Here is a 25,870-nt window from a genome sequence, read left to right as displayed (position 1 = left end):
ATGTCCCAAACCAGCACCGACACCGGCCCGCCGGTCCCGCCGGCGGCGGATCCGCACCGGCTTTTCGCCGGATGGGTCCGCACCGCGCGCGCCGCGGATTTCGCCGCGCACCAACGCCAGTACGGTCCGCTTCCGGTGGCCGCCTACCCCGGCCGCTCCGGCCGGGCCCGGTTGATCGAAGCGGTCGAGGCCGCCGGACTGCGCGGCCGCGGCGGGGCGGGTTTCCCCACCGGCCGCAAGCTGCGCGCGGTCGCGGCGGCGGCCCGGCGCGGGGCGGTCGTGATCGCCAACGGCTGCGACGGCGAACCGGCCGGCGACAAGGATCACGCGCTGCTGGACGTCGCGCCGCATCTGGTCGTCGACGGGGCGATACTGGCCGCGTACGCGGTCGGCGCGACGGAGATCATCCTGTGCGTCCACCGCGACGACGACCTCGCGGGCAGGCTCGCCCGTGCGCTCGCCCAGCGGCCGGGCGGCGAACCGGCGGTACGCGTGACGCCGGTACCGGCGAGGTACGTCTCCAGCGAGGCCTCCGCGCTCGTGAACTTCCTCGAGACCGGCGACGGCCGCCCCACCACCAAGCCCCCGCACGTCTCGGAGCGTGGGGTGCGCGGACGGCCCACGCTGGTGGACAACGTCGAGACCCTCGCGCACCTCGCGCTGATCGCCCGCTACGGAGCCGAATGGTTCCGCGGCTGCGGCACCGCCGACTCGCCGGGCACGGCGTTGTTCACCGTCTCCGGCGCGGTGTCCCGCCCCGGCGTCTACGAAGCCGCACTGGGCACCCCGCTGGCACAGACACTGCGGCTGGCGGGCGAACCCGTGGCACCGGTGAACGCGGTGCTGGTCGGCGGTTACGGCGGCAGCTGGCTGCCGATGCCGGCCGCCGCCGAGCTGCCGCTGGACCACGCGAGCCTGCGCACCGCCGGAGCATCGCTGGGCGCCGGCTCGCTGTGGGCGCTGCCGTCCGCCTCGTGCGGGCTGGCCGAGACCGCGCGCTTGCTGCGGTACCTGGCGGGCGAGTCGGCCGCGCAGTGCGGTCCCTGCATGTTCGGGCTTCCGGCCATCGCCGCCGATTTCGCCCAGCTCGCGCTGGGCACCCGCGACGCTCCGGCCGCTGTGCAGCGGGTGCGCCGCAGGCTGCCGGTGATCACCGGCCGTGGTGCGTGCGGTCACCCCGACGGTGCCGTGCGGCTGGCGGCCAGCGCTCTCGAGACGTTCGAACCGGACCTGCGCGCGCATCTGGCGGGCCGCCCCTGCCGGTGGACCCGGCACGCCCGCCTGCCGTTGCCGCCACGGCAGCACCGCAGCGGCGACTGGAGCTGATGCGTCAGGGACGCAGGTACCAGCCGAACCAGTCACGGCTGGCGGGGTGCAGGTAGTGCTCCGGCGGCACCTGCTCGGCCGGGAAGAGCTGGAAGCCCTTCGGCGGGCCGGTGGGGGAGTCGTGGAAGTAGGTGCCACTGACCCAGGCCGGGTTGATGTCGAGCTCCATTCCGCGCACCACGCCCGCGGCCTGCAGGATGTTGCCGAGCGTGCACACCGACAGCGCGGGCCCGCCGACGTAGACCTCGGCCCCGTCCGCGGTCACACCAAACGCCGACCGGTGAATGTAGGCGGCCTGGCCGATGGTGCTGCCCCACTCCGCGGTGCCGCCCGTGGCGCAGGTGGGATTGACCTGACCGTTGTCGACGAGCATCACGAGGTTCTGCCGCACGCTGGCCACCTGCGGGCTCATCCGGATCTCGCGGTTCCACGAGCCGACGGTGGCCGTGCCGTCGGTGCGCATGACGAGGCTCGCGGCCCCGTCGACGAGTGGCACCGCGGTCCGGCCATCGCTGTAGTAGCCGCCGTGACTGGCGCCGTTGAGCCGGAATCCGGCGTTGAACGCGGCCGCCACGCTGTGCTGCAGCGCCGGGGTGATCGACGTCGCCTCGGGCCAGGACCCGCCGGGATCCTGGAAACCGGGCTGGAGCTGACCGCGGACGAGCGTGGGGTCGATCCACATCACGCCGGCGACGAAGGAGGTGTGCTGCCCGTCGGGCCGCAGTGAGGCGACCCGGACCGCGGGCTGGCTGTGATCGGTCACGACGGTCTGCCATTGGCCTTCACCTGGCAGCAGCGCCGCCCCGGCCAGCGACAGGATCGGGGCCGGCGCCGGTAAGCCGTGTGCGGCGGTGCCGGAGGGCGCGGGGGCGACCGGCACGGCACCGGGCGCGACCGGGATCCCGCCGGCGGGCAGGCCACCGACCGCGGGCTGGTTGCCGGCGTACTGCTGTTTTTCCAGCCACGTGACCGCACCGCCGAGCCCGTGGTCGCGTCCCCACTCGGCGAGCCGGGCGGCGACGCTGTCGGTGCCCGGAGCGGTGAGCGCTCCGGTGATCGAAATGCCGACGACGACCAGGAACACGAGCGCGGCGCCCACTATGGAGCGCCGCAGCCACCGCGCCCACGAGCGGCGGGGTCGCCGAGGCGGGGTCACCGGCTCGAGATCGGTGGAGGTGCTCATTGTTTCCTTCCCCGGCGAAAAGCGCCCGCGAACGGGGGCCAGGAAAGAATACAGGTCCTTACCGCGCCACCGTTTCGTACAGTTTTTGGATGTCCTGATCGAAATAGGCGCTGTAGGACACGTCGGGTGAATCGCCGCCTTGTTCGTAACCGCCGATCACGCCGATGACCGTGCCGTTCCCGGTCGCCGGGTCGACGTCGGTGAGCCAGGGGCCGCCGCTGGTGCCGTCGGGGTAGCCGGGGCAGGCGATGCGCTGCTGATAGGCCGACTCCTGCGTGGTGGTGTCGCGGCAGATCACCGGCGACTGGGTCGAGTCGGGGTAGCCGACGAGGGTGACGTCATTGACGAATCCGCGGTCGATGCCGAGCTTTTCGGCGCCGGTCAGGCTTTGCACCGGCCGTGGGTTCCCGTCCTGGTGCACGATCAGGAAGGCGAAGTCCAGATCGGGATCGGCGCTGCTCGCCCAGCCGTCCGGAACGACGACGCTGGTGACCGGCCACATGCCATAGGGTGCGACACCGTCGTGGTAGGCGGGAGCGAAGGACAGATCTGCCGGGGTGCCCGCCTGGACGCAGTGCGCGGCGGTCAGCACGAGATCGCCGGCCGGACTGTCGACCACGCTCGCGCTGCAGAAGTGCCTGCCGCCGGAGAACAGGGCGCCTGCCGCCGCGTACAGCGGCGCGGCCGTGCTCGCGGCGGGCGGAATGGCGCTCGTCGTGGTGGTTTCCCGAATCTGGGTCATGGACACCGGAACGGGCGGGTCCACGGCCGCCGTACCGCCACCCACCACCGCCGTGGCCGCGACCACGAGTACGGCACACGATCGCGACCATGATCGCCACATGTATCCAGCACACCACAAGGCCGCACGGAAACCATGCGATCACCGGGTGTCCACAGCAAAGTCACAGCTGCCGCTCAGGGTTCGGCGGTGGCCGCGCCTCGTGCCCAGGTGGCGAGCACGGTCAGCAGCACCAGTTCGAGTGCGGCCATGAGCCGTTCGATCAGTCCTGTTGCGACAGTCGGGAGGACCTGCGTGCCGGCGACGGTGTTGAGGATGAACGGGACGATGAAGGGCAGGAAGAACGGGATCGAGGCCAGCGCGAGCCTGCGGGTCCAGACGGCCCAGCGCCACCACCGGGGATCGCCGCTGTGCCGCCGGGCGAGCGCGAGGCCCGCGACCGGCAGGGTGGCGCAGGCCACGGCCGTGGCCCCGAGGTGCAGCTTCCCGGTGAGCGAAACCGCGCCGCCCTGTGGGTCCTTGACGAACACGGCGACCGCCAGGATGCCGACACACCACGCGCTCAGGGCGAACCCGGCGATCCGGTCGCGCAGGATGCCGTTGCGGTGCAACGCGATCAACAGTGCGACCGAACCCGCGCTGGTCAGCGTGAGCGACAGCGCCCAGATCCAGCGGCCAGGGGTGTAGGCGTACTCGCTGAGCATCGCCGTCACGGGATCGAGGGCGTCACCCAGTGCGGGGATCAGATGCAGCAGCACGAGCAGCGCGGCGGCGGCCCCGAACGCGACGTAGGAGGCCAGTGCGAGCGGACCGGCAAGCTGGACCGCGCGCCGGCGATCGGGCAGTGTGGGGGCGGGGTTGGCGAGCGGCATGCCCCGGGACCATACCGATTTACGGCACGAGGGAAGACGCGGGTGTGCGCTCACCGGGCACGAATCGCCCGTCACGGTACTGTTGGCCACTGTCCACAGGAAACAGTCGGCAAACGGGTGAAGTGGCGACAAATGCGACAAGGTCGTTGGGTGATCAAGGTGCTTGTCGCAGTGGCGAGCGCCTCTGCCGCCGTCGTCATCACGGTCGCCGCACTCACTCCCGCGGGCCAGGATCCGGCACCCGCGGTCAGCACCGATCACACACCGCACGCGAACGTCGTCGCCTCACCCGATGCCGCGATCGGCCAACTGGTGTCCGGTATGCCCGCCGACAGCGTGTCGATCGCCGCGCAGAATCTGACCACCTCGCAGAGCTACCGCCACGGCGCCGATACCAAGGTGGCCGCCGCCAGCGTGATCAAACTGGACATCCTGGAAACCTTGCTACTGCAACAGCAGGATGAGGACGAACCGCTCACCGACGCCGAGACCGCGCAAGCCACCGCGATGATCGAGAACAGCGACAACGACTCGGCCACCCAGCTGTGGAACGAGGTCGGCGGGGCCGCCGGGATCCGTGCCGCCGACATCCGCCTCGGCGCCTCCGGCACGCACCCCGACCCCAAGGGCTACTGGGGGCTGAGCACGACCGACGCCGACGATCAGCTGACCCTCCTGCGTGACCTCGTCGCCCCGGCGAGCCCGCTCAATCCGGCGTCGCAGGCCTTCGCGCTGGGCCTCATGCGGCAGGTCGAACCCGACCAGGCGTGGGGAATCAGCGCGGTGGCCGATCCCGGCACCGCGACCGCCCTGAAGAACGGCTGGCTTCCGGTCGACGACGACAACGGCCTGTGGGCCATCGGCAGCGTCGGCATCATCACCCTCCACGGAGAACAGGTGCTGGTGGCGGTGCTCACACAGCACGACGACAGCCAGGGCGACGGCATCGAACTGACCCAGGCCCTGGCCCGCACCCTCGTTCCGTCGATCACCACACCGCTGCGGTGACGGCGGCGCGCCGGGCGTCTTAAGTGGACACTCTGCCGCCGGTGGACTAGGCGGGCGCCGGCTCGTCCGTGCCCGCCCAGCCGAGTGCGGTCTCGATGGCATCGGCGACGATCGGGGCCATTGTGGACAGATACGCCGCGGTGAGATGGTTGTCGTCCAGGTACAGCAGGACGTTGCCGATCACCGCCGGGCACACCTCGGGATCGCAGTAGTAGTCACCGAAATCCAGAAAGGACACGTTCGGCGGCACGCCGGTCAGCGAGCGGTACGGCGGCTCCGGCGCGTAGAGCTCGGTGCGGGGAGCGGAGCAGTCCGCGGCGTCGGGACCCAGCTGCTCGACGCAGGCCGACGGGGACCCGTCGTAACGGGGGTTGTCGCGCACGGCAAGCACCGGGATGGAGGCCGCGTCCAGCTTCTGCCACTGCGCGACGAATCCCGGCGGGGTCTGCTCGGTCAGCCCCAGCCGCACGTCGCGCGTCGCGGTCGTGAGCACGGCATCCGGGCGCAGGTCGAGGATCTCGTCGGCCGCCGCGGCATTCCAGTCGCGGCAGGCCTGGTTGTCCGGGTCGATCTCGGACTCCACGGAGAACGGGCAGCCACCACGGGAGAGCACGATGAGCTGCCAGTTGCGTTGTCGCGCGATGGGCAGCAGCGCGGCGATGAACTGCGTCGGATGGGAATCGCCGACGATCGCGACGCGTTTGGCGGGTGGTTCCTCGGTGCTGGTGCTGCACACCTGCAGCTCGTACCCGCGCGGCGAGTCCTCGCAGCTGTCGATCCAGGCCCAGTCCTCGGCCACCGAGATGAACGACGGCGCGAGCGCGGGATGCTCGGCGCCCTGGTAGACGAAACCGGGCGTCATCGCGAGCGCGCCGGGATGGTCGAGATCACCCGCGGTCACCGAGCGGGACCGCGCGAGCTGGTCGGCGGTCAGCTGCCAGGCGCCGGTGGCCACGAGCACCGGCGCCATCGCCAGCACGGCGAACCGGTAGGCGCCCCAGCGGGTACGCACCCCGATCCGCGAGTCCCGCACAGGTTTTTCGACCAGGTGATAGGTCGCGATCGCCAGCAGCAGCGAGGTGCCCGCGACCGCGGCCCCGCCGAGCGGCCCGACCTCGGCCCGGCCGCGCGCCACCAGGTAGAACACCAGTACTGGCCAGTGCCACAGGTAGAGCGCGTAGCTGAGATCGCCGAGATACCGCAGCGGCCGCGAGCTCAGCATCCGGTCCGCGCCCACCGGGCTGGCGGTCGCTCCCGCGACGAGAACGAGCGCCGCCGAGAGCGTCGGCCACAGCGCGACATACCCGGGGAACTCGGTGCCGACCGCGAAGAGCAGCCCGCACGAGACGAGCCCGGCGACCCCGGCCCAGCCGAGGATGATGCGCAGCAGGCGCGGCAGCACGAGCGCGTCGATCACCAGCGCGAGCAGCCCGCCGAGCGCGAACTCCCACACCCGGGTGAGCGAGTGGAAGTACGCCAGCGGCTGGTCGGCCCAGGTCAGCCACACCGAGAACGCCAGCGACGCCGCGAAGATCGCCACCAGCACCGCCGCGAGCACGCCCCGCACGTGCCGGCGCGCGAGGGCCGCGACCAGCGCCACCAGCAGCGGCCACACCAGGTAGAACTGGCCCTGGATCGCCAGCGACCAGAAGTGCTGGACCGGGCTGGCCTCGTTGTGCTGTGCGAAGTAGTCGGCCGAATCGGCGGCCAGCCGCCAGTTCTCGAAGTACAGCGCCGAGGCCACGACCTCGCGGATGGTCTGCCACCAGCGGGCCTGCGGCAGCACCAGCACGCTCAGCGCGATCACCACGGCCAGCACGGTCAGCGCCGGCGGGAACAGGCGCTTGATCATCCGGCTCCACATCGCCCGGAACTCGATCCCGCCGCGCGCGCGGGCGCGCACCAGCTGGCCGGTGATCAGGAAGCCGGTGATGACGAAGAAGACGTCGACGCCGCCGGAGATGCGGCCCAGCCACACGTGGTAGACGACCACGAGCGCGCACGCGAGCGCGCGCAGGCCCTGCAGTTCGGGACGGAAGGTGCGCCGCGTGCGGCCGGATGACTCGGACATGACTCGCCCCAGGATGTCGGAGGGGCACGGTGATGGGGTGCAGGGCACGCCGGAATTGTGATTAAAGTGACGATTGCGCGGTCTACGGCCTTCGCGTGGAAGTCGCGCGAGCAACTCGCGCAGCCGGGCTGTCCACCCGCGGTCCGGAACGACTGCTGCTCGCCCGGGATCAGCCCGGACAAAGTGAATCACCAACCGAGAGACATTTCGTTGTCCACTGTTCAACCCTGGCGGCGAGCCCGTTTCGGGAACTGGATATCTTGATGCCCCGATAACACAAGATGGGGGTTGAGATGACTCAGGTCCTCGATGCCGCGGAGGACATCGCCGAGCCGGGAGACAACGTCGGCGAGCGGAAACGAAGACGGAACCCGCCGCATCCGGCCTGGCTGACCGGCGCGCTGGCGCTGGTCGTCGGCCTGGCCTTCGTGGTCGTTTCGGTGCTGTGGAACGACGGCAGGCTTTTCGCTCCGCTCGACGACGTCTACATCCACCTGCAATACGGTAAGCAGCTCGGGTCCGGGCATTTCTTCCAATGGAATACCGGCGATGACATCAGTGCCGGAGCCAGCAGCATGCTTTACGCGTTCCTGCTCGGCACGGCTTATGCCATCGGGGCGCACGGCACGCTTTTCCTCGCCTTCGCCATCGCGTTCAACATTCTGTGTTTCGCCGTCTCGGCGGCCCTGATCACGCTGCTCGGCACGCGCCTGGTCAACCGCACCGCCGGCATCTGGGCCGGTGTGCTCGTCGCGCTGAGCGGACCGCTCGCCTGGGGCGCGGCCAGCGGCATGGAAGTCGGCCTGGTGATGATGCTGATCACCGGGCTGCTGCTCACTTTCTGCGTCGAAGCGCCGTCGGCGCGGTTCCGCTGGACGCCGCCGGTGGCCGCGCTGCTGGCGATCGCCCGGCCTGAAGGGCTGATCTTCGCCACCGCGCTGACCTGCGCCGTCCTGTGGACATTGTGGACTCGCCGCCGCGGCATCGGACTGGCCGTGTGGAGCCTGCTGCCGCTGGCCGCCGGCGCGGGACAGCTGCTGTTCTACAAGATCGCGACCGGCACCACCTCGGCCAACGGCGTGCAGTCGAAGTCGATGCTCAACGACGCCCCGGTGCTCTACCTCGGCGAGTTCGCCGACCGCGCCGTCAACACCCTGCGCAGCCTCGGCGGGATCTTCCTCGGCCTGACCAGCCAGGACTTCGTGTTCCCCGGCGCGCTGCTGGTGTTCGCCGCGGGTGCCGGATACCTGCTGCTGACCCGCGAGCGGCGGCCGCTGGTCTTCGCGATCGTCGGCGGGCTCGTGTGCGCGGTCGTGTCGCTGAGCACGCTCGACAGCGCCCTGGTGCACGAACTGCGGTACTTCCAGCCGTTCCTGCCGGTGTTCCTGCTGTTCGTGGTGATCGGCGTGTACGGGCTGACGAAGCTGGTGCGCCAGTCCAGGGTCCGGCGCCTGGCCCTCAACGGCGCGCTGACCGTCGCACTGGTCTTCTCCGTCGTCGCGCTGCCCACGTGGGGGATGCGGTACGCGCACTTCACCGCCGCGATCCGCGACACCGACGTGTCCTACGGTGTGTGGATCAAGGTAAACCTGCCGCCGGAGGCCGTGGTGGCCGTCAAGGACGTCGGCGCCGTGACCTACTTCAGCGACCACTACGTCGTGGACCTGCTGGGCCTGGGCACCAACGGGCTCGCCAAGGCCGCGAACAACGGTCTCGGCTCGATGTACGAGGCGGTGCGGCATCTGCCCAGACGCCCCGACTACTTCGCCACCTACGACACCGGCCCCGGCCCGTCGATGCAGCCACTGCGCGACGCCGGGATTCTCGACCACGACGCCGTGGGCTTCTTCGAAGTGAAGACGCCGCAGGACCTGCGCGGTATGACGGCCGTGCCGTTCAAGACCTTCGGCGTGTACCGCGCCGACTGGAGCCTCGCGGACAAGACCGACCGGTCGCCGACGCCGGGTGAACTGCGTGACTACCTCAACGTCGCCGATCTGGACTCCGAGTCCGCGCACGGCTACGAGCCGGTGATCGCGCAGTCCGGGATCCAACCGTGGACCAGCGTGGCGAGCGAGCACGACACGGTCGACGGTGGCCGCTCCATCGCCGGCGGCGAGAGGTTCACCGTCCGCGGGCTCACGCCGGGCAGGCCGATGACGCTCACCGGCCGCACCGCGATGCACGGCACCGTCCCGGAGATGGACGTGTTCGTCGACGGGCGTCCCGCCGGACTGTGGACCAGACAGAACGTGGACGGTGCGGCGTGGGGGACGTACACGTTCACGGTCCCGGCCGAGCTGATCACCTCGCCCGAGGCGAAGATCGAACTGCGGGCGCCCCGCCCGTTGCTCAACCCGTATCCGGACTACATCTCCTACGGATACTGGGCGACGCAGTAGCGGGTGCTGGCCCGGCCGCTCGGGGGGCTTTGCGGCCGGGCCTGCTCTTTACCCAACAAAGAGCCCTGCCCATGCGCGGTGTGCAGCACTCACACCAGGAAGAGGGTGAAGATCCAACAGCGGGACGCGGCCCGCCAAAGCTTCACCCAGACGAGTGAAATGACCAGGTCGGGTCGCGTGATTATGCGACAGACACAGCGCCCCCCGGTCCGCGCGAACGAGCTGATCGCCGCCTGCGCCGACGCCACCACGGGACGTTGAGCGCACGAAGAAAGAGCCGCGGCGAGACGCCGCGGCTCTTTCTTCGTTCTCCGAACCTCAGTCCAGGTAGTCCCGCAGGACCTGCGACCGCGACGGGTGGCGCAGCTTGGACATCGTCTTGGATTCGATCTGGCGGATCCGCTCCCGGGTCACGCCGTAGACCTGGCCGATCTCGTCTAAAGTGCGCGGCTGGCCGTCGGTGAGGCCGAAGCGCAGCCGGACCACGCCGGCCTCGCGCTCGGACAAGGTCTGCAGCACCGACTGGAGCTGGTCCTGCAGCAGCGTGAACGACACCGCGTCGACCGCGACGACGGCTTCGCTGTCCTCGATGAAGTCACCGAGCTGCGAGTCGCCCTCGTCACCGATCGTCTGGTCCAGCGAGATGGGCTCACGCGCGTACTGCTGGATCTCCAGCACCTTCTCCGGCGAGATGTCCATCTCCTTGGCCAGCTCCTCCGGGGTGGGCTCGCGCCCGAGGTCCTGGAGCAGCTCGCGCTGGATCCGGCCGAGCTTGTTGATGACCTCGACCATGTGCACCGGGATACGGATGGTGCGGGCCTGGTCGGCCATCGCGCGCGTGATGGCCTGCCGGATCCACCACGTCGCGTAGGTCGAGAACTTGTAGCCCTTGGTGTAGTCGAACTTCTCGACCGCGCGGATCAGGCCGAGGTTGCCCTCCTGGATCAGGTCCAGGAAGGCCATGCCACGCCCGGTGTAGCGCTTGGCGAGCGAGACGACCAGCCGGAGGTTCGCCTCCAGCAGGTGGTTCTTGGCGCGCTCACCGTCACGCACGATCCACTTCAGGTCGCGGCGCATCTGGGTGGCGAGCTTCTCGCCCTCCTCCTCGGCCACGCGGACGCGCTCGGCGGCGTAGAGCCCGGCCTCGATGCGCTTGGCGAGCTCCACCTCCTCCTCGGCATTGAGCAGCGCGACCTTGCCGATCTGCTTGAGGTAGGCGCGGACCGAGTCGGCCGAGGCGGTGAGCTCGGCGTCCTTGCGGGCCTGCCGCAGCGCCTCCGACTCCTCCTCGTCCCACACGAAGTCCGGGTCGTTGGAGGACTTGGGGCCGCTCTTCGCGCTTGCGCGCTCGGGACGGGGCGTCTCCTCGTCCTCGCTCTCGTCCGACTCCTCGGTGACGGTCGCGTCGACGACGTCGACCTCCACCTCCTCGAGGTCGGCGAGATCGGCGTCGAGGTCGACGTCCTCCATGTCCTCGCCGTCGCCGGGGCCGTCGCCCTCGCCCGAGCCCTCACCCTTGGTGTTGGCCTTGCGGGTCTTCGCCGGACCCTTCTTCGCGCCCGGCTTGCGGGCGGCAGGCTTCTTCTTGGCGGTGGTGCCGTTGCTCTCGGTAGCGGCGGCCTCAACGCCAGCGTCGGATTCCGCGCTCGCGCCGGCCGACGAAGCCTGGGCGGCGCTCGTTGTCTTCGTGCCGCTTCGGGTAGCGGTTTTTGCGGCTGCCACGTACGCCCTTTCGCAGCGGTCGATCACGGCGAGCCGAGCTGGTCCATCCCGGCTGCCTCAGATTCGGGGAACGTCCCGCGGCCTGCGGTTTTGCTGTCCGCGACCGTGGGCCGTGTTCCATTGTAACGACGATACGCCGAGCAGTTGCGGGCGATCATCGCTTCGTCACCGGCGTTTCGCCCGGCGGATCAGTGCTCGATGCCCTCGACGGCGGCCGCGGCGGCCCCTACGATCCCCGCGTTGTTCTGCAACGATGCCACCACGACCTTGGTCCGGATATCGAGCAGCGGAACCCACTTCTCGGACTTCTTGCTCACTCCGCCGCCCACGATGAACAGATCCGGCCAGATGAGGTTCTCGAGCACAGAAAGGTAACGGTTTACCCGCTTGGCCCACTGGTGGTAGCTCAGGCCCTCGTTGTCCTTGACCGACGCGGCCGCCTTCTTCTCCGCGTCGTGCCCGTCGACCTCCAGGTGGCCGAACTCGGTGTTCGGCACGAGCTTGCCGTCCTGGAACACCGCGCTGCCGATGCCGGTGCCGAAGGTCAGCAGCGTGGTCACGCCGTGCCGGGCGAGCGGATCGCCGAAACGCATCTCGGCCATGCCGGCCGCGTCGGCGTCGTTGAGCATCGCCACGTCGTCCACCGGGCGGCCCAGCCGCTTGGCGAACAACGCGTCCGCGTCGGTGCCGATCCAGGTCGGGTCGATGTTCGCCGCGGTCTGCGCGACGCCCTTCTTGACCACCGCGGGCAGCGTGATGCCGACCGGTCCGTCCCACGCGAAATGGCGCACGACCTCGGCCACCACGTCGGCGACGGCCTCCGGCGTCGCGGGGCGGGGAGTGTCGATGCGGAGGCGGTCCCCAATGAGCGCGCCCTTTTCCAGGTCGACAAGGGCGCCCTTGATACCGCTGCCGCCGATGTCGATACCGAAACCTCGGGTCGCCGTCATTGGCGTGTTCCCTTCCTTCTCGATTCAGAAGCCAGTACCCGGAACTTTAACCGGGTGTGGTGACATGGATGTGTGGGAGCCTTCGAGTCCGAATTGAAAGATACCGCCGTCCAGGTCGCGCGGGACGCGGCCGAGCTGGTCAGCAAGGCCCGGGAGGCGATGCTGACCGGCGAACCGGTGCGGGTCGACACCAAGACCACCGAGACCGACGTGGTCACCGCGGTGGACCAGGCCTCCGAGCAGCTGATCCGGCGCAGGCTCGCCGACCTGCGGCCCGGTGACGAGGTGCTCGGCGAGGAGCAGGGCGGCAGCGCGGGCTCGGGTGTCACGTGGGTCGTGGACCCCATCGACGGCACCGTGAACTTCCTCTACGGATCGCCGGCCTTCTCGGTCTCGGTGGCGGCGCAGATCGACGGCGTCTCGGTCGCCGGCGCGGTCGTGGAACCGGTCGGCGGCCGGTGCTGGACCGCGGTGCGCGGTGCCGGCGCGTGGCTCGACGGACGGCCGCTGCGCACGTCCGCGCCGCGGCGGCTGGACCTCGCGCTGGTCGCCACGGGCTTCTCCTACCAGGCCGAACGCCGTGCACGGCAGGCGCGCGTGATCGCCTCGCTGCTGCCGAAGGTGCGCGACATACGGCGGCCCGGCTCGGCCTCGCTCGACCTGTGCGCCGTGGCGGCGGGATGGGTGGACGCCTACGCCGAACACGGGCTGCACCGCTGGGACTGGGCCGCGGGCGCGCTGATCGCGCAGGAGGCCGGGGCCGTGGTCAGCCTGCCGGGAGAGGACACCGACCTCGGCCACGACGCGACGGTCGCCGCCGCCCCGTCGATCGCCGAGGAGCTGCGCGCGACGTTGATCGCGTGCGGGATGAAGGAGGTTTAGCAGGCGACGTTGCGCGCGGCGGAAATCAGCGCCGGGTCGATCACCGGCTTGCCGGAGGCCGACTGCTCGCCGCCCGCGCCGCCCGGATGCTGCGCCGACCACGCCTGCAACTGCTGCAGCACCTGCTGCGCCTGCTGCGTGGGCCGCACGTCACCGAAACCGCTGCCGATGGACAGATCCACCGACGCGTCCGCGCGGGTGTCCTTCACGAGCTCGACGCAGGGCACGACGATGCTGAGTGTGCGCGCCGCCGACACCCCGTTGTCGCCGAAGCGGATCTGGCCACGGCACTTGGCTTCCTGCACACCCGCATAGGCGGGGTCGTTCTCCGGCGGCGCGATCTGGGCGAAACCGAGCTGGCGGAGGCTCTCCGTGGTGATGGCCGCCTGTCCACGCATCTGGCTCGCGTTGAGCACCGTGACCGCGATCCGGTCGGGTGGCAGCGGCGCGGTGTCGTCCAGCGCCGTGTGGGTGAGCGTGGTGTAGGTCATGCCTTGCACGGGAGCGGGCGGCGGATCGCAGCGCAGCGTCTCGTCGATGTCGGCCTTGCTCACGATCGCCCGTACCCACACGACCATCGCGACCATCCCGAGCACCCCGATGAAGATCAGGGCAGGCATGGGACGGCGTCTGCGGTAGCCACGTTTCTTGCGGTTGCCGAAACCGATCCCCGACGCCACCTGCCCGATTCCCTTCCCGGATCCCCCGACAGTCTCCGCTACCCCGACCGTCGTTCCCAATTACCCTAAGCGTTACAGGGCACCCGCGAACCACCCGTACCCGATCGGCCGCGTGTCGCCGTTCCATCGCACGTCAGCCGCGTCGTTGTTCCCCCCGGCGGGTGACGTATGGGCACCTTCGTCTAACAGGTTTCGAGTTCGGGTAACCCGTGAGCTACCCTCTCCGGGCTCCGGCCGTAGATCAGGGTTTTGAGTACATACGTAGAGAAGAGACCTGCCTCACTACGGCGCCGGGCACAAACAGGGGCGCTGGAACGTTGTCCAGCGGCACGAAGGATCCGTGACGCGCAATCACGGACACCTTCAGGACAGATATCGATGCTGATCGCAGGGGTGAGGGACAATGGCGACCGACTACGACGCTCCGCGCCGCAGCGAAGCCGACGAGCTGGCCGAAGACTCGTTGGAAGAGCTGAAGGCCCGGCGTAACGAGAACCAGTCCGGCGTCGTGGACGTGGACGAGGACGCGACCGCGGAGAACTTCGAGCTTCCGGGTGCGGACCTGTCCGGGCTCTCCGGTGAGGACCTGACCGTCAAGGTGGTGCCGAAGCAGGCCGACGAGTTCACCTGTTCGGTGTGTTTCCTGGTGCACCACCGCAGCCGGCTGGCCGAGGAGAGCAACGGCCGGATGATCTGCCGCGACTGTGCGTGAGTCACGGGGCGGCCGGGCTAGTGCTTGCGCAATAGCTCGGCCAACGCCTCGGGCTTGCGCGTGCTGAAAATCCAGTACGGCGTGGGATCGCCCGGGTCGGTGAGATGCACGCGCAGCAGCGGGCCGACCCAGCCGCGGTGAACCACGAACGCCAGCGGGTCCAGTTCGGGCCCGAGTGCCTTGCGCTTGTGCTCCTTGTCGATCAGCTCCACCTCGCCGACGAACCCGAGCGGCAGATGCGCCTTGCCCACCCGCAGCTCGTCACCGACCACGGACACCTTCGTGCGGCTCATCAGCACCAGCCAGGCCGCCATCAGCGGCACCAGCACCACGTACGGCAGCCAGGCCCGCACGCCGGGGTAGCCCATGTGGATTTCGGCGGCGATGAGCCCGGCCGCGATCAACGGCAGCGGCCAGCCCCACCAGGATACGTACAGCCGCTCCGAATGACGCACCGCGGCGCCGGTCGCCGGCGCTTTGGCCGTACTTGCGTTCTCACCCACGCCTCCAGGGTAGTCTCGCCGCCCGTGTCCACTGTGCAGGTCCTGCTGACCCGGCTCGATCCGGATGTTCCGCTGCCCGCCTACGCGCGTCCCGGCGACGCCGGCGCCGACCTCGTGACCACCAATGACGCGGTGATCCCGCCCGGCGAGCGGGTGGTCGTGGGAACCGGCATCGCGATCGCGCTGCCGCCCGGGTACGCGGGGTTCGTGCATCCGCGCTCGGGCCTCGCGGCCAGGGCCGGCCTTTCCGTGGTGAACACACCGGGCACCATCGACGCGGGCTACCGCGGCGAGATCCGGGTGTGCCTGATCAACCACGACCCCCGTGAGCCGATCACCCTGAGCCGCGGCGACCGCATCGCGCAGCTGATCGTGCAGCGCGTCGAGACCGCGGAGTTCGTCGAGGTCGCCGAGCTCGAGCAGTCGGAACGGGGCGCGGGCGGTTACGGATCCACCGGTGGACATGCCACGCTGAACGGCGTGGCCGGGGAAGGAGCGAGAAGCTAGTGGGCATCTTCGGGCGGAAGCGGCGCGAGCCTGTTGAGCCGGTGCGACGCGGACGGCACGCCGCGCCGGAACCGGACGAGATCGACGACGAGATCGAGGTCGAGGAACCGGAACCGATCGTCGTCACCGACGGGCCGTTCGACATCTCCGACATGCCGGAGGACCAGGTGCCGCGCATCGACCTGGGTTCGGTCCAGGTTCCGGTGCCCGACGGTTCGCAGGTCCAGGTCGAGATGGACCCGGCGGCGGGCGGCGTCCGCGCCGTGCACGTCGTGACGCCGGTGGGGCAGGTGACGGTGAGCGCCTACGCCGCGCCGCGTTCGGGCGGGCTGTGGCAGGAGGTCGGCGAGGAGCTGACCGAGCAGTTGCGTGCCGACGGCGCGAAGGTCTCGCCCGGCGAGGGCGAATGGGGTTTCGAGCTGTCCGCGCTGCTCGGTGACGTGGCGCTGCGGTTCATCGGCGTCGACGGGCCGCGCTGGATGCTGCGCGGGGTCATCGCGGGCCCGCAGTCCGAGGCCGCGCAGGCGCCGGCGATGCTGCGGGAGATCGTGCGCAACACGATCGTCGTGCGCGGCGATTCGCCGATGCCGGTGCGCACCCCGTTGCCCATCACGCTGCCCGACGCCGTCGCCCAGCACATCGCGCAGCAGCAGGGCCAGCAGGCCTGATGCCGACCGGCGCGGAATGGCTGGTCTTTCTCGGCACCGCGGCGGTCTTCGCGATCACGCCGGGCCCGGGAATCCTCTACGTGCTGGCGCGGTCGCTGCGCGGCGGGCGTGGTGAGGGCGTTCGTTCCGCGGTCGGCAACGGGATCGGCGCGGCGGTGCACGTCGTCGCCGCGGCGCTCGGGCTCTCGGCGGTCCTGGCCGCGTCGGCGACCGCGTTCACCGTGGTGAAGTTCGCCGGTGCGGCGTATCTGGTCTATCTGGGACTGCGGGCGATCCGGCACCGCGGGGACGAGCGCAACGACCCGGCGCGCAAGCCGGCCGGTTCGCCGCTGGCGCAAGGCGTGCTGACCGAGTTGCTCAATCCCAAGACCGCTTTGTACTTCATGGCCCTGCTGCCGCATTTCGTGCATCCGGAACAGGCTCCGGCGCCGCTGGTGTTCATGCTGCTCGGCCTCGTCGCCCTTGGCATGGCCTCGCTGGCCGACCTCACGGTCGCGTTGTTCGCGGCGCGCCTGGGCAGCGGTGTCCTGGGCGCACCGCGCTGGCGGGTCCGTCAGCGCGTGGCCAGTGGCGCGGTGATGATCGGCCTCGGCGGCTTCGTCGCGGTGGCCGACTAGGGCTACCGCACGCTCAGCCACGCCTCGACCGCGGCGCGGCCCAGCGACTCCCGGTCCTCGCCCAGGGCCGTCAGCGTCGTCTCGCGCACGGCGGCGCGGGGCAGTGCCCGTGCCCACGCGTGCGCGACCTCGGCGGGATGCACCGGATCGTCGGAGCAGGCCGCGATGCCGACCGGGACGTCGAGTTTCGCCAGCTCCGCCGGCGTCGGCGCCGGATACGAGGCGGCGATGCGCAGGCCGGCCGCAAGACCGTCCCCGTGCCGCCGCCAGGCGCGGTTGAGCTCGTCGGCGAGCCACTGTGGCACGCCCGCGGTCGAGAGCCGCAGCGTGGCGTCCAGGCCCTCGTTCTCGATGAGGTCCGCCGAGGCCTGCGCGGCGCGTGAGGCGGGTGCGCCCGCGGGTTCGCCGGACCACGCGGGCAGCGCCAGCAGCAGCCCGGCGCACCGGTCCGGATGGGCCACGGCCCAGCTCGCCGCGAGATGCGCGCCGAAGGACACCCCGCCCACCAGAAGCGGGCATTCCCGACGTTCGGCAACGGAATCGATCATGGTGAGGAATCCCACTGCGAGGCGGCTGCCGTGCGGCGGCTCCGGCGCAAGGAGAGCGATCTCCGCCGCGGCCAGCGGACCTGCGAAAACAGAACGAACGAAAACCTCGTCGGAACCCGTGCCGGGAAGCAGCACGGCAGGCGGTTTCGGCATTGCGGAGGTCACGTTGCGATCTTGCCGCAAAGCGGTTTCCCTTGCCTGGAACGAGTTAGCCTTGACCACGTACGGGCCGTTTAAGTCGGGGGCCCCGGACCACAGGAGCACCGCCTATGTCCGCCAAAGACGGCGGCTACTTCAGCCGGTTGGTACGCAAACTGACCAGCGATGTCGAAGAGCTGGACGCAGACGACCTATCCGAAAAATCCGAGGCGGTCGGGGCGCAGCGTGCCTGCGACTGCCGTTCCGGCGAGGAAGTGACCGTTCTGGGAAGATTGCGCAGCGTCGAGCTGTGCCCCACGAACGAGGCAGCGACACTACAGGCTGAGTTGTTCGACGGGACCGACGGCGTGACGCTAGTCTGGCTGGGACGGCGCCGGATTCCGGGCATCGAGCCTGGTCGGACGATCAAGGTGCGCGGCAGAATGGCCGAGCGCGACGGTCGCAAGGTGCTGTACAACCCGTTCTACGAGCTACAGACGACTTCTTGAGTTGGTAACAACCTGTGACTGAACCCGCCGGCACCGACGAGCAGAGCGACAAGAAAGCGGAACCGACCCTCCTGGAACAGATGGGCGGTATATCCGGACTGATCTACTCGTCGGTCCCGGTGGTGGTCTTCGTTCTCGTCAACTCCTTCTTCGGGCTCCAGGCCGCGATCTGGGGCTCGCTGGGCAGCGCCGTCGCGATCGCGGTGCTGCGCCTGGTGCGCAAGGAACCGCTGCAGCCCGCGATCTCCGGCTTCTTCGGAGTCGCGATCGCCGCGTTCATCGCCTACCGCACGGGCTCGGCCAAGGGCTTCTTCCTGTTCGGCATCTGGGCGAGCCTGGTCTACGGCGGCGTCTTCCTGGCCTCGGTGCTGGTGCGCTGGCCGCTGGCCGGGGTGATCTGGAACGTCGTCAACGGCACCGGAACCGCGTGGCACAAGGACAAGCCCTCGCGCTACGGCTACGACATCGCCACGCTCGCGCTCGCGCTCGTGTTCGGCGCCCGGTTCGTCGTGCAGCGCTGGCTGTACAACGCGGACTACACCGGCTGGCTCGCGTTCGCCAAGATCGCGATGGGCTGGCCGCTCTACGCGCTCGCGCTGCTCGTCGTGGTGTGGGCCGTGCGCCGCTCCGACAAGCGCCTCAAGGCGATCGAGGAGGAGCGCGCGGCCGAGGAGGAGAACACCGAGGCCGCTCTGCGCCTGAAGTACTCCCGGACGCCGAACGAGGCCTGAAGTTGCATCCCGGCGGCGCGTGGCACCGCCGGGATCTTCCACGCGTCTAGTAGCCCAGCGCCTTGCGGACGTCCGGCTCGACCTCGGCCGAGGCCACGAACAGCAGTTCGTCGCCCGCCTCCAGCGGATCCTCCGGCTGCGGCACGATCACCCGCTCACCGCGCAGGATCGTCACCAGCGCCGCGTCCCTCGGCAGCGCGATCGCGCTGACGGGACGGCCGGCCAGTGGCGTCTCCTCGGGCAGCGTCAGCTCCACGAGGTTGGCCTGCCCCTGCCGGAACGTCATCAGCCGCACCAGATCCCCGACGCTGACGGCCTCCTCGACCATCGCCGCGAGCATGCGTGGCGTCGACACCGCCACGTCCACCCCCCACGCGTCGGTGAACAGCCATTCGTTGGAGGGGTTGTTGACGCGCGCGACCACGCGGCGCACCGCGAACTCCGTCTTCGCCAGCAACGAGACGACGACGTTGACCTTGTCGTCCCCGGTCGCGGCGATCACGACGTCGCAGCGCTCGATTCCGGACTCCTCGAGCGTGGAGACCTCACACGCGTCGCCAAGCACCCAGTCGGCCTGCTCGACGGTCTCCGGTTCGAACTGCGTGGACTCGCGCTCGATGAGCATCACCTGGTGCCCGCCGTCGATGAGCTCGGCGGCGATGGAGCGGCCCACCGCGCCGGCGCCCGCGATCGCGACCCGCATCAGCTTTCCTCCTCAGGGGCCCGCGCCGCGACACTCGTCACGTCGCTCACCGTGCCGGATTTCGCCGCCACGTAGACCAGATCGTCGGCCTGCAGCACGGTTTTCGCGTCCGGCAGCACCGGCGTGCCGAACCGCATGACGAACGCGACCCGCGCGCCGGTGGCCTCCTGCAGATCCTGGACGCTGCGGCCGACCCAGTCGTCGTGCAGCGGCAGTTGCAGCACCGCCACGTTGCCCGTCGGGTCGCGCCACGCGGACGCCACACCTTCGGGCAGGAGCGTACGCAGGAAACGATCGGTGGTCCACGGCACGGTGGCCACCGTCGGGATGCCGAGGCGCTCGTAGACCGCGGCCCGTTTCGGGTCGTAGATCCGGGCGACCACGTGCTCCACGCCGAAGGTCTCCCGCGCCACTCTGGCGGAGATGATGTTGGAGTTGTCGCCGCTGGACACCGCCGCGAACGCGCCCGCCCGTTCGATGCCGGCGTCGATCAGCACCTGCCGGTCGAACCCGATGCCGAGGACCTGCTGGCCGTGGAAGTCGCTGCCGAGCCGCCGGAACGCCTCCTGCGCCTTGTCGATCACCGCGACCTCGTGCCCGAGACGCTCCAGCGCCGCGGCAAGGGACGCGCCGACCCGGCCACATCCCATGATCACCACGTGCACGCGCTTGCCTCCTGTAAGTCACCCGAACAGCGGTTACCCGCGTTACGCCAGCGGTGAACCTACCTTGTCCGCGCCGCCTGCACACCCCACCCGTCTCCCTCAGGTGGGACGCCGCACGTCACCGTTACGCTCTTGGCGTGCCGAAGTTCGCGACCGTCGCCAAGCGGCTAGTGCTGGGCCGCCCGTTCCGCAGCGACCGGTTGTCCCACACGCTGCTGCCCAAACGCATCGCGCTGCCGATTTTCGCCTCCGACGCGCTCTCCAGCGTGGCCTACGCGCCCGAGGAGATCTTCCTGACGCTGAGCGTGGCCGGCCTGTCCGCCTACGCGCTGGCGCCCTGGATCGGCGTCGCGGTGGCCGTCGTCATGCTCGTCGTCGTCGCCTCGTACCGGCAGAACGTGCACGCCTACCCCAGCGGTGGCGGGGACTACGAGGTCGCCACCACCAACCTCGGCGGCAGATTCGGGCTGACCGTCGCCAGCGCGCTGCTGGTCGACTACGTGCTCACCGTGGCCGTGTCGACCTCCTCGGGTGTGGCCAACATCGGTTCGGCCATCCCGTTCGTCGCCGACCACAAGGTGCTCTGGTCGGTGCTGATCGTGGCGACACTCACCGCCCTGAATCTGCGCGGCGTGCGTGAATCCGGGAAAGCCTTCGCGATTCCGACATACGGGTTCATCATCGGCATTCTGGCCATGGTGCTGTGGGGGCTGTTCGAGGCGGTGCGCGGCACCCCGATGCGCGCCGAGAGCGCCGGTTTCCAGTTGCACGAAGAGGCCTCGCTGGCGGGTTTCGCGTTCGTGTTCCTGATCCTGCGGTCGTTCTCCTCGGGTGCGGCGGCGCTGACCGGTGTCGAGGCGATCAGCAACGGCGTCCCCGCCTTCCGCAAACCGAAGTCGAAGAACGCGGCCACGACGCTGCTGCTGATGGGCGTGCTCGCGGTGACGATGCTGATCGGCATCATCGCGCTGGCGATCATCACCGGCGTCAAGTTCGCCGAGGATCCGGCGACGCAGCTCTCCGGCGCGCCCGCGGGCTACCAGCAGAAGACCATCGTCACGCAGATCGCGCACGCGGTGTTCCAGGGTTTCCCGCCCGGCTTCTACTACATCTCCTTCGCCACCGGCATCATCCTGCTGCTGGCGGCGAACACCGCGTTCAACGGCTTTCCCGTGCTGGGCTCGATTCTCGCGCAGGACCGGTACCTGCCGAGGCAGCTGCACACGCGCGGCGACCGGCTGGCGTTCTCCAACGGCATCCTGTTCCTCGCCGCGTTCGCGCTGGTCCTGATCATCGCTTTCGACGCCGAGGTGACCCGGCTGATCCAGCTCTACATCGTGGGCGTGTTCGTGTCGTTCACGGTGAGCCAGGCCGGCATGATCCGGCACTGGAACCGTTTGCTGGCAAGGGAAACCGACCCGGCGGTGCGGCGGAAGATGCGCCGGTCGCAGACGGTCAACGCGGTCGGTCTCACCTGCACCGGGACCGTGCTGGTGATCGTGCTGATCACGAAGTTCCTGCTGGGCGCGTGGATCGCGATCGCGGCCATGGTGGCGATCTACCTGCTGATGACGGCGATTCGGCGGCACTACGACCGGGTCGCGCGGGAGCTCGCGGAGACCGACGGCCACGAACCGACCGTGCTGCCCTCGCGCAACCACGCGATCGTGCTGGTGTCGAAGCTGCACATGCCGACGCTGCGCGCGCTGGCCTACGCCAAGGCGGTCCGGCCGGACGTGCTCGAAGCCGTGACGGTGAACGTCGACGACTTCGATACGCGTGAGCTGACCGCGGAATGGGACAAGCACGGCTTCAAGGTGCCGCTGAAGGTGCTCGAATCGCCGTACCGGGAAATCACCAAACCGGTCGTGGACTACGTCAAGCGGGTGCGGGGGGACAATTCGCGCAACGTGGTCACGGTGTTCATCCCCGAGTATGTCGTCGGGCGCTGGTGGGAGCAGCTGCTGCACAACCAGAGTGCGTTGCGGCTCAAGGGAAGGCTGCTGTTCCAGCCGGGTGTGATGGTGACGAGCGTGCCCTGGCAGCTCGCGTCCTCGGTCAAGGCGGTCGACCGGGCCATGCGGGCGCGGCCCGCCGCGGGCGACGTGCGGCGCGGACTGTACGAATCGGCTGAGCGCAAGGAAAACCGTTGACCAACTGGGTCGGCCGTACCTTCGAGGCCGAGGTCGGCCCGGTGGCACACGGCGGTCATTGTGTGTCGCGTGTGGAGGGTCGTGTCGTGTTCGTCCGGCACGCGCTGCCGGGCGAACTCGTGCTCGTGGAGGTCACCGAGGACAAGGGCGGGTCGTTCTGCCGTGCCGACGCGGTGCGGGTGCTGCGCGCGGCGCCGGAACGGGTCGAGCCCCCGTGCCCGCTGGCCGCGCCGGGGCGCTGCGGTGGCTGCGACTGGCAGCACGCGACGCCGGAGTTCCAGCGCGAGCTGAAGGCGCGGGTGGTCGAGGAGCAGTTGCGGCGGCTGGCCGGCATCGAGCGGGCGGTGACGGTCGAGGCGCTGCCCGGCGGGCCGTTGCGCTGGCGTACCAGGGTGCGGCTCGTGGCGGGCCCGGACGGGCGCGCCGGATTGCGCGCGCACCGCAGCCACCGGGTCGTGCCGCTCGACGACTGCCCGATCTCGGTGCCGCTGGATCCGGTGCTGTCGCGGCGATGGCGGCCCGGTGCCGAGGTGGAGTTCACCTCCGACGGTGACGGGCAGGCGCACGTCCGCGAACTCGGGGTCGTGCGGGGCAAACGGCGCGCGCGTCAGGTGAGCGGCGGGCTCGCGGTACAGCACGCCGCGGGGCGGGACTGGAAGCTCGACGCACACGGCTTCTGGCAGGTCCACCCGGCGGCGGCGGAGGAGTTCGCGGCCGTGGCGGGAGAGTGGGCCGCGGCGCCGTCCGGCGGGCTGGCCTGGGATCTTTACGCCGGTGTCGGGTTGTTCGCGTCGGTGCTGGCCGGTCAGGTCGGCCAGGACGGCGAGGTGGTCGCCGTCGAGTCCGGGCGGCGCGCGGTCGCCGACGGCGAGGCCGCGCTGGCCGACCTGCCGCAGGTGCGGTGGCGATCCGGCCGGGTCGAGCACGTGGTGCGGGATCTGCCGGGGCGACCGGACGTCGTGGTGCTGGACCCGCCGCGCTCGGGCGCGGGGCGCGCCGTTGTGGAGTCCATTGTGGAGCGTGAACCGGCGCGTGTCGTGTACGTCGCCTGCGATCCGGCGGCGCTGGCGCGTGATCTGGCGACGTTCGGCGAGTCCGGGTACCGGCTGGCGCGGCTGCGCGCGTTCGACGCGTTCCCGATGACGCATCACGTGGAGTGCGTCGCGCTCGTGCAGCCGGACGAGGCCTGACCTGCGCGAACCCGGAATTGTCGGTGGGTCGCGGCATGATGTGCCGCATGAACCCACTCGAGAACTTCGATCGCGCGGCGGCCACCGTCGGCGGCATCATCGGCGCGATCCGGCCCGAGCAGCTCGGCGTGCCGACAGCGTGCACGGACTGGTCCGTTCGCGACGTGATCAACCATGTGGTGCAAGGAAATCTGAAGACGGTCGCGTGGGCGCACGGCACCGAGCCGCCACCGGATGCCGATCATCTGGGCAGTGATCCGCCGGGTGCGTTCGCCCGGTCCCTGCGTGAGGTCCGGGCCACGTTGGGCGAGCCCGGGCTGTTCGAGCGCATGGTCACCACGCCTATCGGCACCGCCCCCGGTGCGCTGCTGGTGCACCTGCGAGTGAACGAGTACCTGGCGCACGCCTGGGATATCGCCGACGCCACGGGCCAGCCCACTGATTTCGCTCCGGATCTGGCCGAGCAGGCGCTGGCGGACTGGCAGCAACGGTTCGGTGCCACGGGCCGCTCGCCCGGTGGGCCGTTCGCGGGGGAGAAGCCCGCCCCGCGCGATGGCAGTGCGGCCGACCGGCTGGCCGCGTTCCTTGGCCGTGAGTCCGTGCGAAGAGGGGAGTGACATGCGAGATCTGGACTAGACCACTGGGAGAGGGTTCCGTGCGTGACCTGGAGCGGATCACCGAACTGCTGTTGCACGCCGCGACGGATGCGCGCCTGCGCGCGCCCGTCGTGCGCGAGCTGACCGGTCCGGCGTTCGACGGGCGGGGGCGGCTGGTGGCCACGGCCGCGGATCTGGTGTTGCTGGAGGTGGTCGCGCGGCTGCTGCGTCGGGGGTGGCAGCCGTGGGACGTGCACCAGATCGCGCTGCGGCGTGCCGGGCCCGAGGGCACATCGCTGACCGGCGACGCGGTCGCGGCCGAGGTCGATCGCCGTCCGGCGGGGGCGCTGCATCCGCGATGGCGGGAGCAGCTGGCGCGGATGGGGGCGGCGGTGTGGTGGCGGCCGGACCGGCCGCGGCTGAGCCAGTGGGCCGAGCGGCACGGCCACGCGCATCCGGACGCGCTGGGTTTCGCGGTCGGGGCCGTCGGGGTGCTGGCTCCGCTGCCCGCGTTGCCGGAGCTGCCGCTGCCCGCGGAGCCGGTGCGGGGCGTGGACGCGAAGATGCTGGGCCGGGTCCGTGCGCTGCTGGCGAAGGCGGAGTCGACGACGTATCCGGAGGAAGCGGAGGCGCTGTCGGCGAAGGCGCAGGAGCTGATGAGCCGGTATGCCTTCGAACAGGCGCTGGTCGCCCCGGCTGCGCGGAGCCCGGGTTCGGCGCGGCGGTTCTGGCTGGAGGACCCGTACGTGGCGGCGAAGTCGTCGCTGGTCTCGGCCGTCGCGTCGGCGAACCGCTGTCGCGCGGTGTCGTACGAGAAGCTGGGTTTCCTGGCCGTGGTGGGGCATGAGGTGGATCTGGACATCGTCGAACTGCTGGCGACCTCGCTGCTGGTGCAGGCGACGGAGGCGATGCTGGCCGCGGGCAGGCACGTCACGAGCGGTGGGCGTTCGCGCACCCGCTCGTTCCGGCACGCGTTCCTGCTGGCGTACGCGGCGCGCGTCGGGGAACGCCTCGCCACCGCGGACCGCACCACGAGCGAGACGGTGGCCGACACCCGGCTGCTCCCGGCCCTGCGACGGCGGCGGGAGGAGGTGGATGCCCTCTTCGCCGACATGTTCCCGGCCGTGGGCCGCCGCACCCACACCCTGAGCAACGGCGCGGGCTGGCAAGCAGGCCGCGCCGCCGCGGACCAGGCCCGCCTGACGGTTGACCGCGAACACCTCCCCGATTCGGCGTAGCCACGAGGCGGCCGGGCCTCGGTGCCGGTGGGAGTTGGTGCATGAGGGAGGTGAGGCGGCCGGGGGCCGTTGCCGGTGGGAGGTGAGGCGGCTTGGGGCCGGTGCTGGCGGGAAGTGAGGCGGCTGGGAGCCGGTGCTGGCGGGAAGTGAGGCGGCTGGGGGCCGGTGCTGGCGGGAAGTGAGGCGGCTGGGGGCCGGTGCTGGTGGGAGTTAGTGCTGGTGGTGCCGGTGGAAGGTGAGGCGGTTGGAGGCAGTGCCGGAGGGAGGCGGTGCGGACGGCGGGCGGATTCAGCGGTGGCGGATGACGCTCGTCTCGCGGTGATGTCGGCGCGCTAAGGCGGATGGCAGGTCGGTTCCAAGCCCCGCGCCCCATCCGGGTGGGCAAGGCCGTGCCCCGCGGTCGGGCGCGGCCTCCGGGCGGCCGCAAGCGTGGCCCCAAGCCTCGGGCGTGGCCGCCATGCGGTGCCTGCCGTGACTCGGTCGGGCGCGATCTCCAGCCGAGCCCGGGCACCGTCCGCCCACCGAAACCCGCCCACCACGCCGCGCCCCGCGTC

General features: G+C 70.4%; 25 protein-coding genes. 14 read left to right on the top strand and 11 right to left on the bottom strand.

Annotated elements, in window-relative coordinates:
• On the top strand, positions 1–1,326 hold the full coding sequence (locus HFP15_RS24175) for an NADH-ubiquinone oxidoreductase-F iron-sulfur binding region domain-containing protein (protein ID WP_168519028.1): 1,326 nt from the start codon (positions 1–3) through the stop codon (positions 1,324–1,326).
• Between the two features lie 4 nt (positions 1,327–1,330).
• On the opposite strand, the gene HFP15_RS24170 is transcribed toward HFP15_RS24175, so the two are convergent.
• The 3 genes from HFP15_RS24170 to HFP15_RS24160 form a co-directional block, all read right to left on the bottom strand.
• The gene (locus HFP15_RS24170) at positions 1,331–2,509 is read right to left on the bottom strand and encodes a phosphodiester glycosidase family protein (protein WP_168519027.1); all 1,179 of its coding nucleotides are present in this window, start codon (positions 2,507–2,509) and stop codon (positions 1,331–1,333) included.
• Between the two features lie 58 nt (positions 2,510–2,567).
• Positions 2,568–3,353, bottom strand: a complete 786-nt coding sequence (locus HFP15_RS24165) for a trypsin-like serine peptidase (protein ID WP_168519026.1) — start codon at positions 3,351–3,353, stop codon at positions 2,568–2,570.
• 74 nt (positions 3,354–3,427) lie between these two features.
• On the bottom strand, positions 3,428–4,123 hold the full coding sequence (locus HFP15_RS24160) for a DUF998 domain-containing protein (RefSeq protein ID WP_168519025.1): 696 nt from the start codon (positions 4,121–4,123) through the stop codon (positions 3,428–3,430).
• 171 nt (positions 4,124–4,294) lie between these two features.
• Between HFP15_RS24160 and HFP15_RS24155 the strand changes: the two genes are divergently transcribed.
• Positions 4,295–5,131, top strand: coding sequence for a serine hydrolase (locus HFP15_RS24155; protein ID WP_168519024.1), 837 nt, complete (start codon positions 4,295–4,297; stop codon positions 5,129–5,131).
• A 46-nt stretch (positions 5,132–5,177) separates the two neighbouring features.
• Here HFP15_RS24155 and HFP15_RS24150 read toward each other — a convergent pair whose 3' ends face one another.
• Positions 5,178–7,202: an acyltransferase family protein gene (locus HFP15_RS24150; protein ID WP_168519023.1), complete on the bottom strand. Its 2,025-nt coding sequence runs from the start codon at positions 7,200–7,202 to the stop codon at positions 5,178–5,180.
• A 293-nt stretch (positions 7,203–7,495) separates the two neighbouring features.
• Between HFP15_RS24150 and HFP15_RS24145 the strand changes: the two genes are divergently transcribed.
• Complete coding sequence (locus HFP15_RS24145) at positions 7,496–9,604, top strand: DUF8728 domain-containing protein (RefSeq protein WP_168519022.1); 2,109 nt, start codon at positions 7,496–7,498, stop codon at positions 9,602–9,604.
• Between the two features lie 318 nt (positions 9,605–9,922).
• Here the strand turns inward: HFP15_RS24145 and HFP15_RS24140 are convergent, their stop codons facing one another.
• The gene (locus HFP15_RS24140) at positions 9,923–11,326 is read right to left on the bottom strand and encodes an RNA polymerase sigma factor (protein ID WP_168519021.1); all 1,404 of its coding nucleotides are present in this window, start codon (positions 11,324–11,326) and stop codon (positions 9,923–9,925) included.
• Positions 11,327–11,514: 188 nt separating this feature from the next.
• Positions 11,515–12,276 carry a polyphosphate--glucose phosphotransferase gene (gene ppgK / locus HFP15_RS24135; RefSeq protein ID WP_168519020.1) on the bottom strand — a complete coding sequence of 254 codons (762 nt, stop codon included), beginning with the start codon at positions 12,274–12,276 and terminating at the stop codon, positions 11,515–11,517.
• Positions 12,277–12,369: 93 nt separating this feature from the next.
• Between ppgK and HFP15_RS24130 the strand changes: the two genes are divergently transcribed.
• A complete protein-coding gene (locus HFP15_RS24130) occupies positions 12,370–13,158 on the top strand; it encodes an inositol monophosphatase family protein (RefSeq protein WP_168519019.1) in 789 nt (262 codons plus the stop codon).
• On the opposite strand, the gene cei is transcribed toward HFP15_RS24130, so the two are convergent.
• Positions 13,155–13,838, bottom strand: a complete 684-nt coding sequence (gene cei / locus HFP15_RS24125) for an envelope integrity protein Cei (protein WP_168519018.1) — start codon at positions 13,836–13,838, stop codon at positions 13,155–13,157. The two genes, HFP15_RS24130 and cei, sit on opposite strands and share 4 nt — an antisense overlap.
• A 403-nt stretch (positions 13,839–14,241) precedes the next feature.
• On the opposite strand from cei, the gene HFP15_RS24120 reads away from it, so the two are divergent.
• Complete coding sequence (locus HFP15_RS24120; RefSeq protein WP_027947044.1) at positions 14,242–14,550, top strand: DUF4193 domain-containing protein; 309 nt, start codon at positions 14,242–14,244, stop codon at positions 14,548–14,550.
• A 17-nt stretch (positions 14,551–14,567) separates the two neighbouring features.
• Here the strand turns inward: HFP15_RS24120 and HFP15_RS24115 are convergent, their stop codons facing one another.
• Positions 14,568–15,053: a DUF3093 domain-containing protein gene (locus HFP15_RS24115; protein WP_168519017.1), complete on the bottom strand. Its 486-nt coding sequence runs from the start codon at positions 15,051–15,053 to the stop codon at positions 14,568–14,570.
• Positions 15,054–15,077: 24 nt separating this feature from the next.
• Between HFP15_RS24115 and dut the strand changes: the two genes are divergently transcribed.
• From dut to HFP15_RS24100, 3 genes are read left to right on the top strand one after another with little or no spacing between them, the layout of a single operon-like run.
• Positions 15,078–15,560 (top strand): dUTP diphosphatase, encoded by a 483-nt coding sequence (gene dut, locus HFP15_RS24110; RefSeq protein WP_168519016.1) that lies wholly within the window; start codon positions 15,078–15,080, stop codon positions 15,558–15,560.
• On the top strand, positions 15,560–16,228 hold the full coding sequence (locus HFP15_RS24105) for a DUF3710 domain-containing protein (RefSeq protein WP_168519015.1): 669 nt from the start codon (positions 15,560–15,562) through the stop codon (positions 16,226–16,228). The genes dut and HFP15_RS24105 overlap by 1 nt, the downstream gene beginning before the upstream one ends.
• On the top strand, positions 16,228–16,845 hold the full coding sequence (locus HFP15_RS24100) for a LysE family translocator (protein WP_168519014.1): 618 nt from the start codon (positions 16,228–16,230) through the stop codon (positions 16,843–16,845). The genes HFP15_RS24105 and HFP15_RS24100 overlap by 1 nt, the downstream gene beginning before the upstream one ends.
• 2 nt (positions 16,846–16,847) lie before the next feature.
• Here HFP15_RS24100 and HFP15_RS24095 read toward each other — a convergent pair whose 3' ends face one another.
• On the bottom strand, positions 16,848–17,558 hold the full coding sequence (locus HFP15_RS24095) for an alpha/beta fold hydrolase (protein ID WP_312871722.1): 711 nt from the start codon (positions 17,556–17,558) through the stop codon (positions 16,848–16,850).
• 104 nt (positions 17,559–17,662) lie between these two features.
• On the opposite strand from HFP15_RS24095, the gene HFP15_RS24090 reads away from it, so the two are divergent.
• A complete protein-coding gene (locus tag HFP15_RS24090) occupies positions 17,663–18,040 on the top strand; it encodes an OB-fold nucleic acid binding domain-containing protein (protein WP_168519013.1) in 378 nt (125 codons plus the stop codon).
• 14 nt (positions 18,041–18,054) lie between these two features.
• Entirely contained in the window at positions 18,055–18,771 is a 717-nt protein-coding gene (locus HFP15_RS24085) for a DUF3159 domain-containing protein (RefSeq protein WP_168519012.1), read from the top strand.
• 46 nt (positions 18,772–18,817) lie between these two features.
• Here the strand turns inward: HFP15_RS24085 and HFP15_RS24080 are convergent, their stop codons facing one another.
• Both HFP15_RS24080 and HFP15_RS24075 read right to left on the bottom strand, forming a co-directional pair.
• Entirely contained in the window at positions 18,818–19,474 is a 657-nt protein-coding gene (locus tag HFP15_RS24080) for a potassium channel family protein (protein ID WP_168519011.1), read from the bottom strand.
• Positions 19,474–20,139: a potassium channel family protein gene (locus tag HFP15_RS24075; protein ID WP_168519010.1), complete on the bottom strand. Its 666-nt coding sequence runs from the start codon at positions 20,137–20,139 to the stop codon at positions 19,474–19,476. The genes HFP15_RS24080 and HFP15_RS24075 overlap by 1 nt, the downstream gene beginning before the upstream one ends.
• A gap of 137 nt (positions 20,140–20,276) precedes the next feature.
• Here HFP15_RS24075 and HFP15_RS24070 point away from each other — a divergent pair, with 137 nt between their 5' ends.
• The 4 genes from HFP15_RS24070 to HFP15_RS24055 are packed head-to-tail and all read left to right on the top strand — an operon-like array spanning position 20,277 to position 25,316.
• Positions 20,277–22,292: an APC family permease gene (locus HFP15_RS24070; protein WP_168519009.1), complete on the top strand. Its 2,016-nt coding sequence runs from the start codon at positions 20,277–20,279 to the stop codon at positions 22,290–22,292.
• Positions 22,289–23,482 (top strand): class I SAM-dependent RNA methyltransferase, encoded by a 1,194-nt coding sequence (locus tag HFP15_RS24065; protein ID WP_168519008.1) that lies wholly within the window; start codon positions 22,289–22,291, stop codon positions 23,480–23,482. The genes HFP15_RS24070 and HFP15_RS24065 overlap by 4 nt, the downstream gene beginning before the upstream one ends.
• 47 nt (positions 23,483–23,529) lie before the next feature.
• Entirely contained in the window at positions 23,530–24,099 is a 570-nt protein-coding gene (locus tag HFP15_RS24060; RefSeq protein ID WP_168519007.1) for a TIGR03086 family metal-binding protein, read from the top strand.
• A 38-nt stretch (positions 24,100–24,137) separates the two neighbouring features.
• On the top strand, positions 24,138–25,316 hold the full coding sequence (locus HFP15_RS24055) for a DUF2786 domain-containing protein (protein WP_168519006.1): 1,179 nt from the start codon (positions 24,138–24,140) through the stop codon (positions 25,314–25,316).
• Positions 25,317–25,870 lie beyond the last annotated feature (554 nt).

Origin of the sequence: Amycolatopsis acididurans (genome assembly GCF_012328925.1) — a bacterium.
Taxonomy (GTDB): domain Bacteria; phylum Actinomycetota; class Actinomycetes; order Mycobacteriales; family Pseudonocardiaceae; genus Amycolatopsis_E; species Amycolatopsis_E acididurans.
This window is presented reverse-complemented; position numbering and strand designations above follow the sequence as displayed.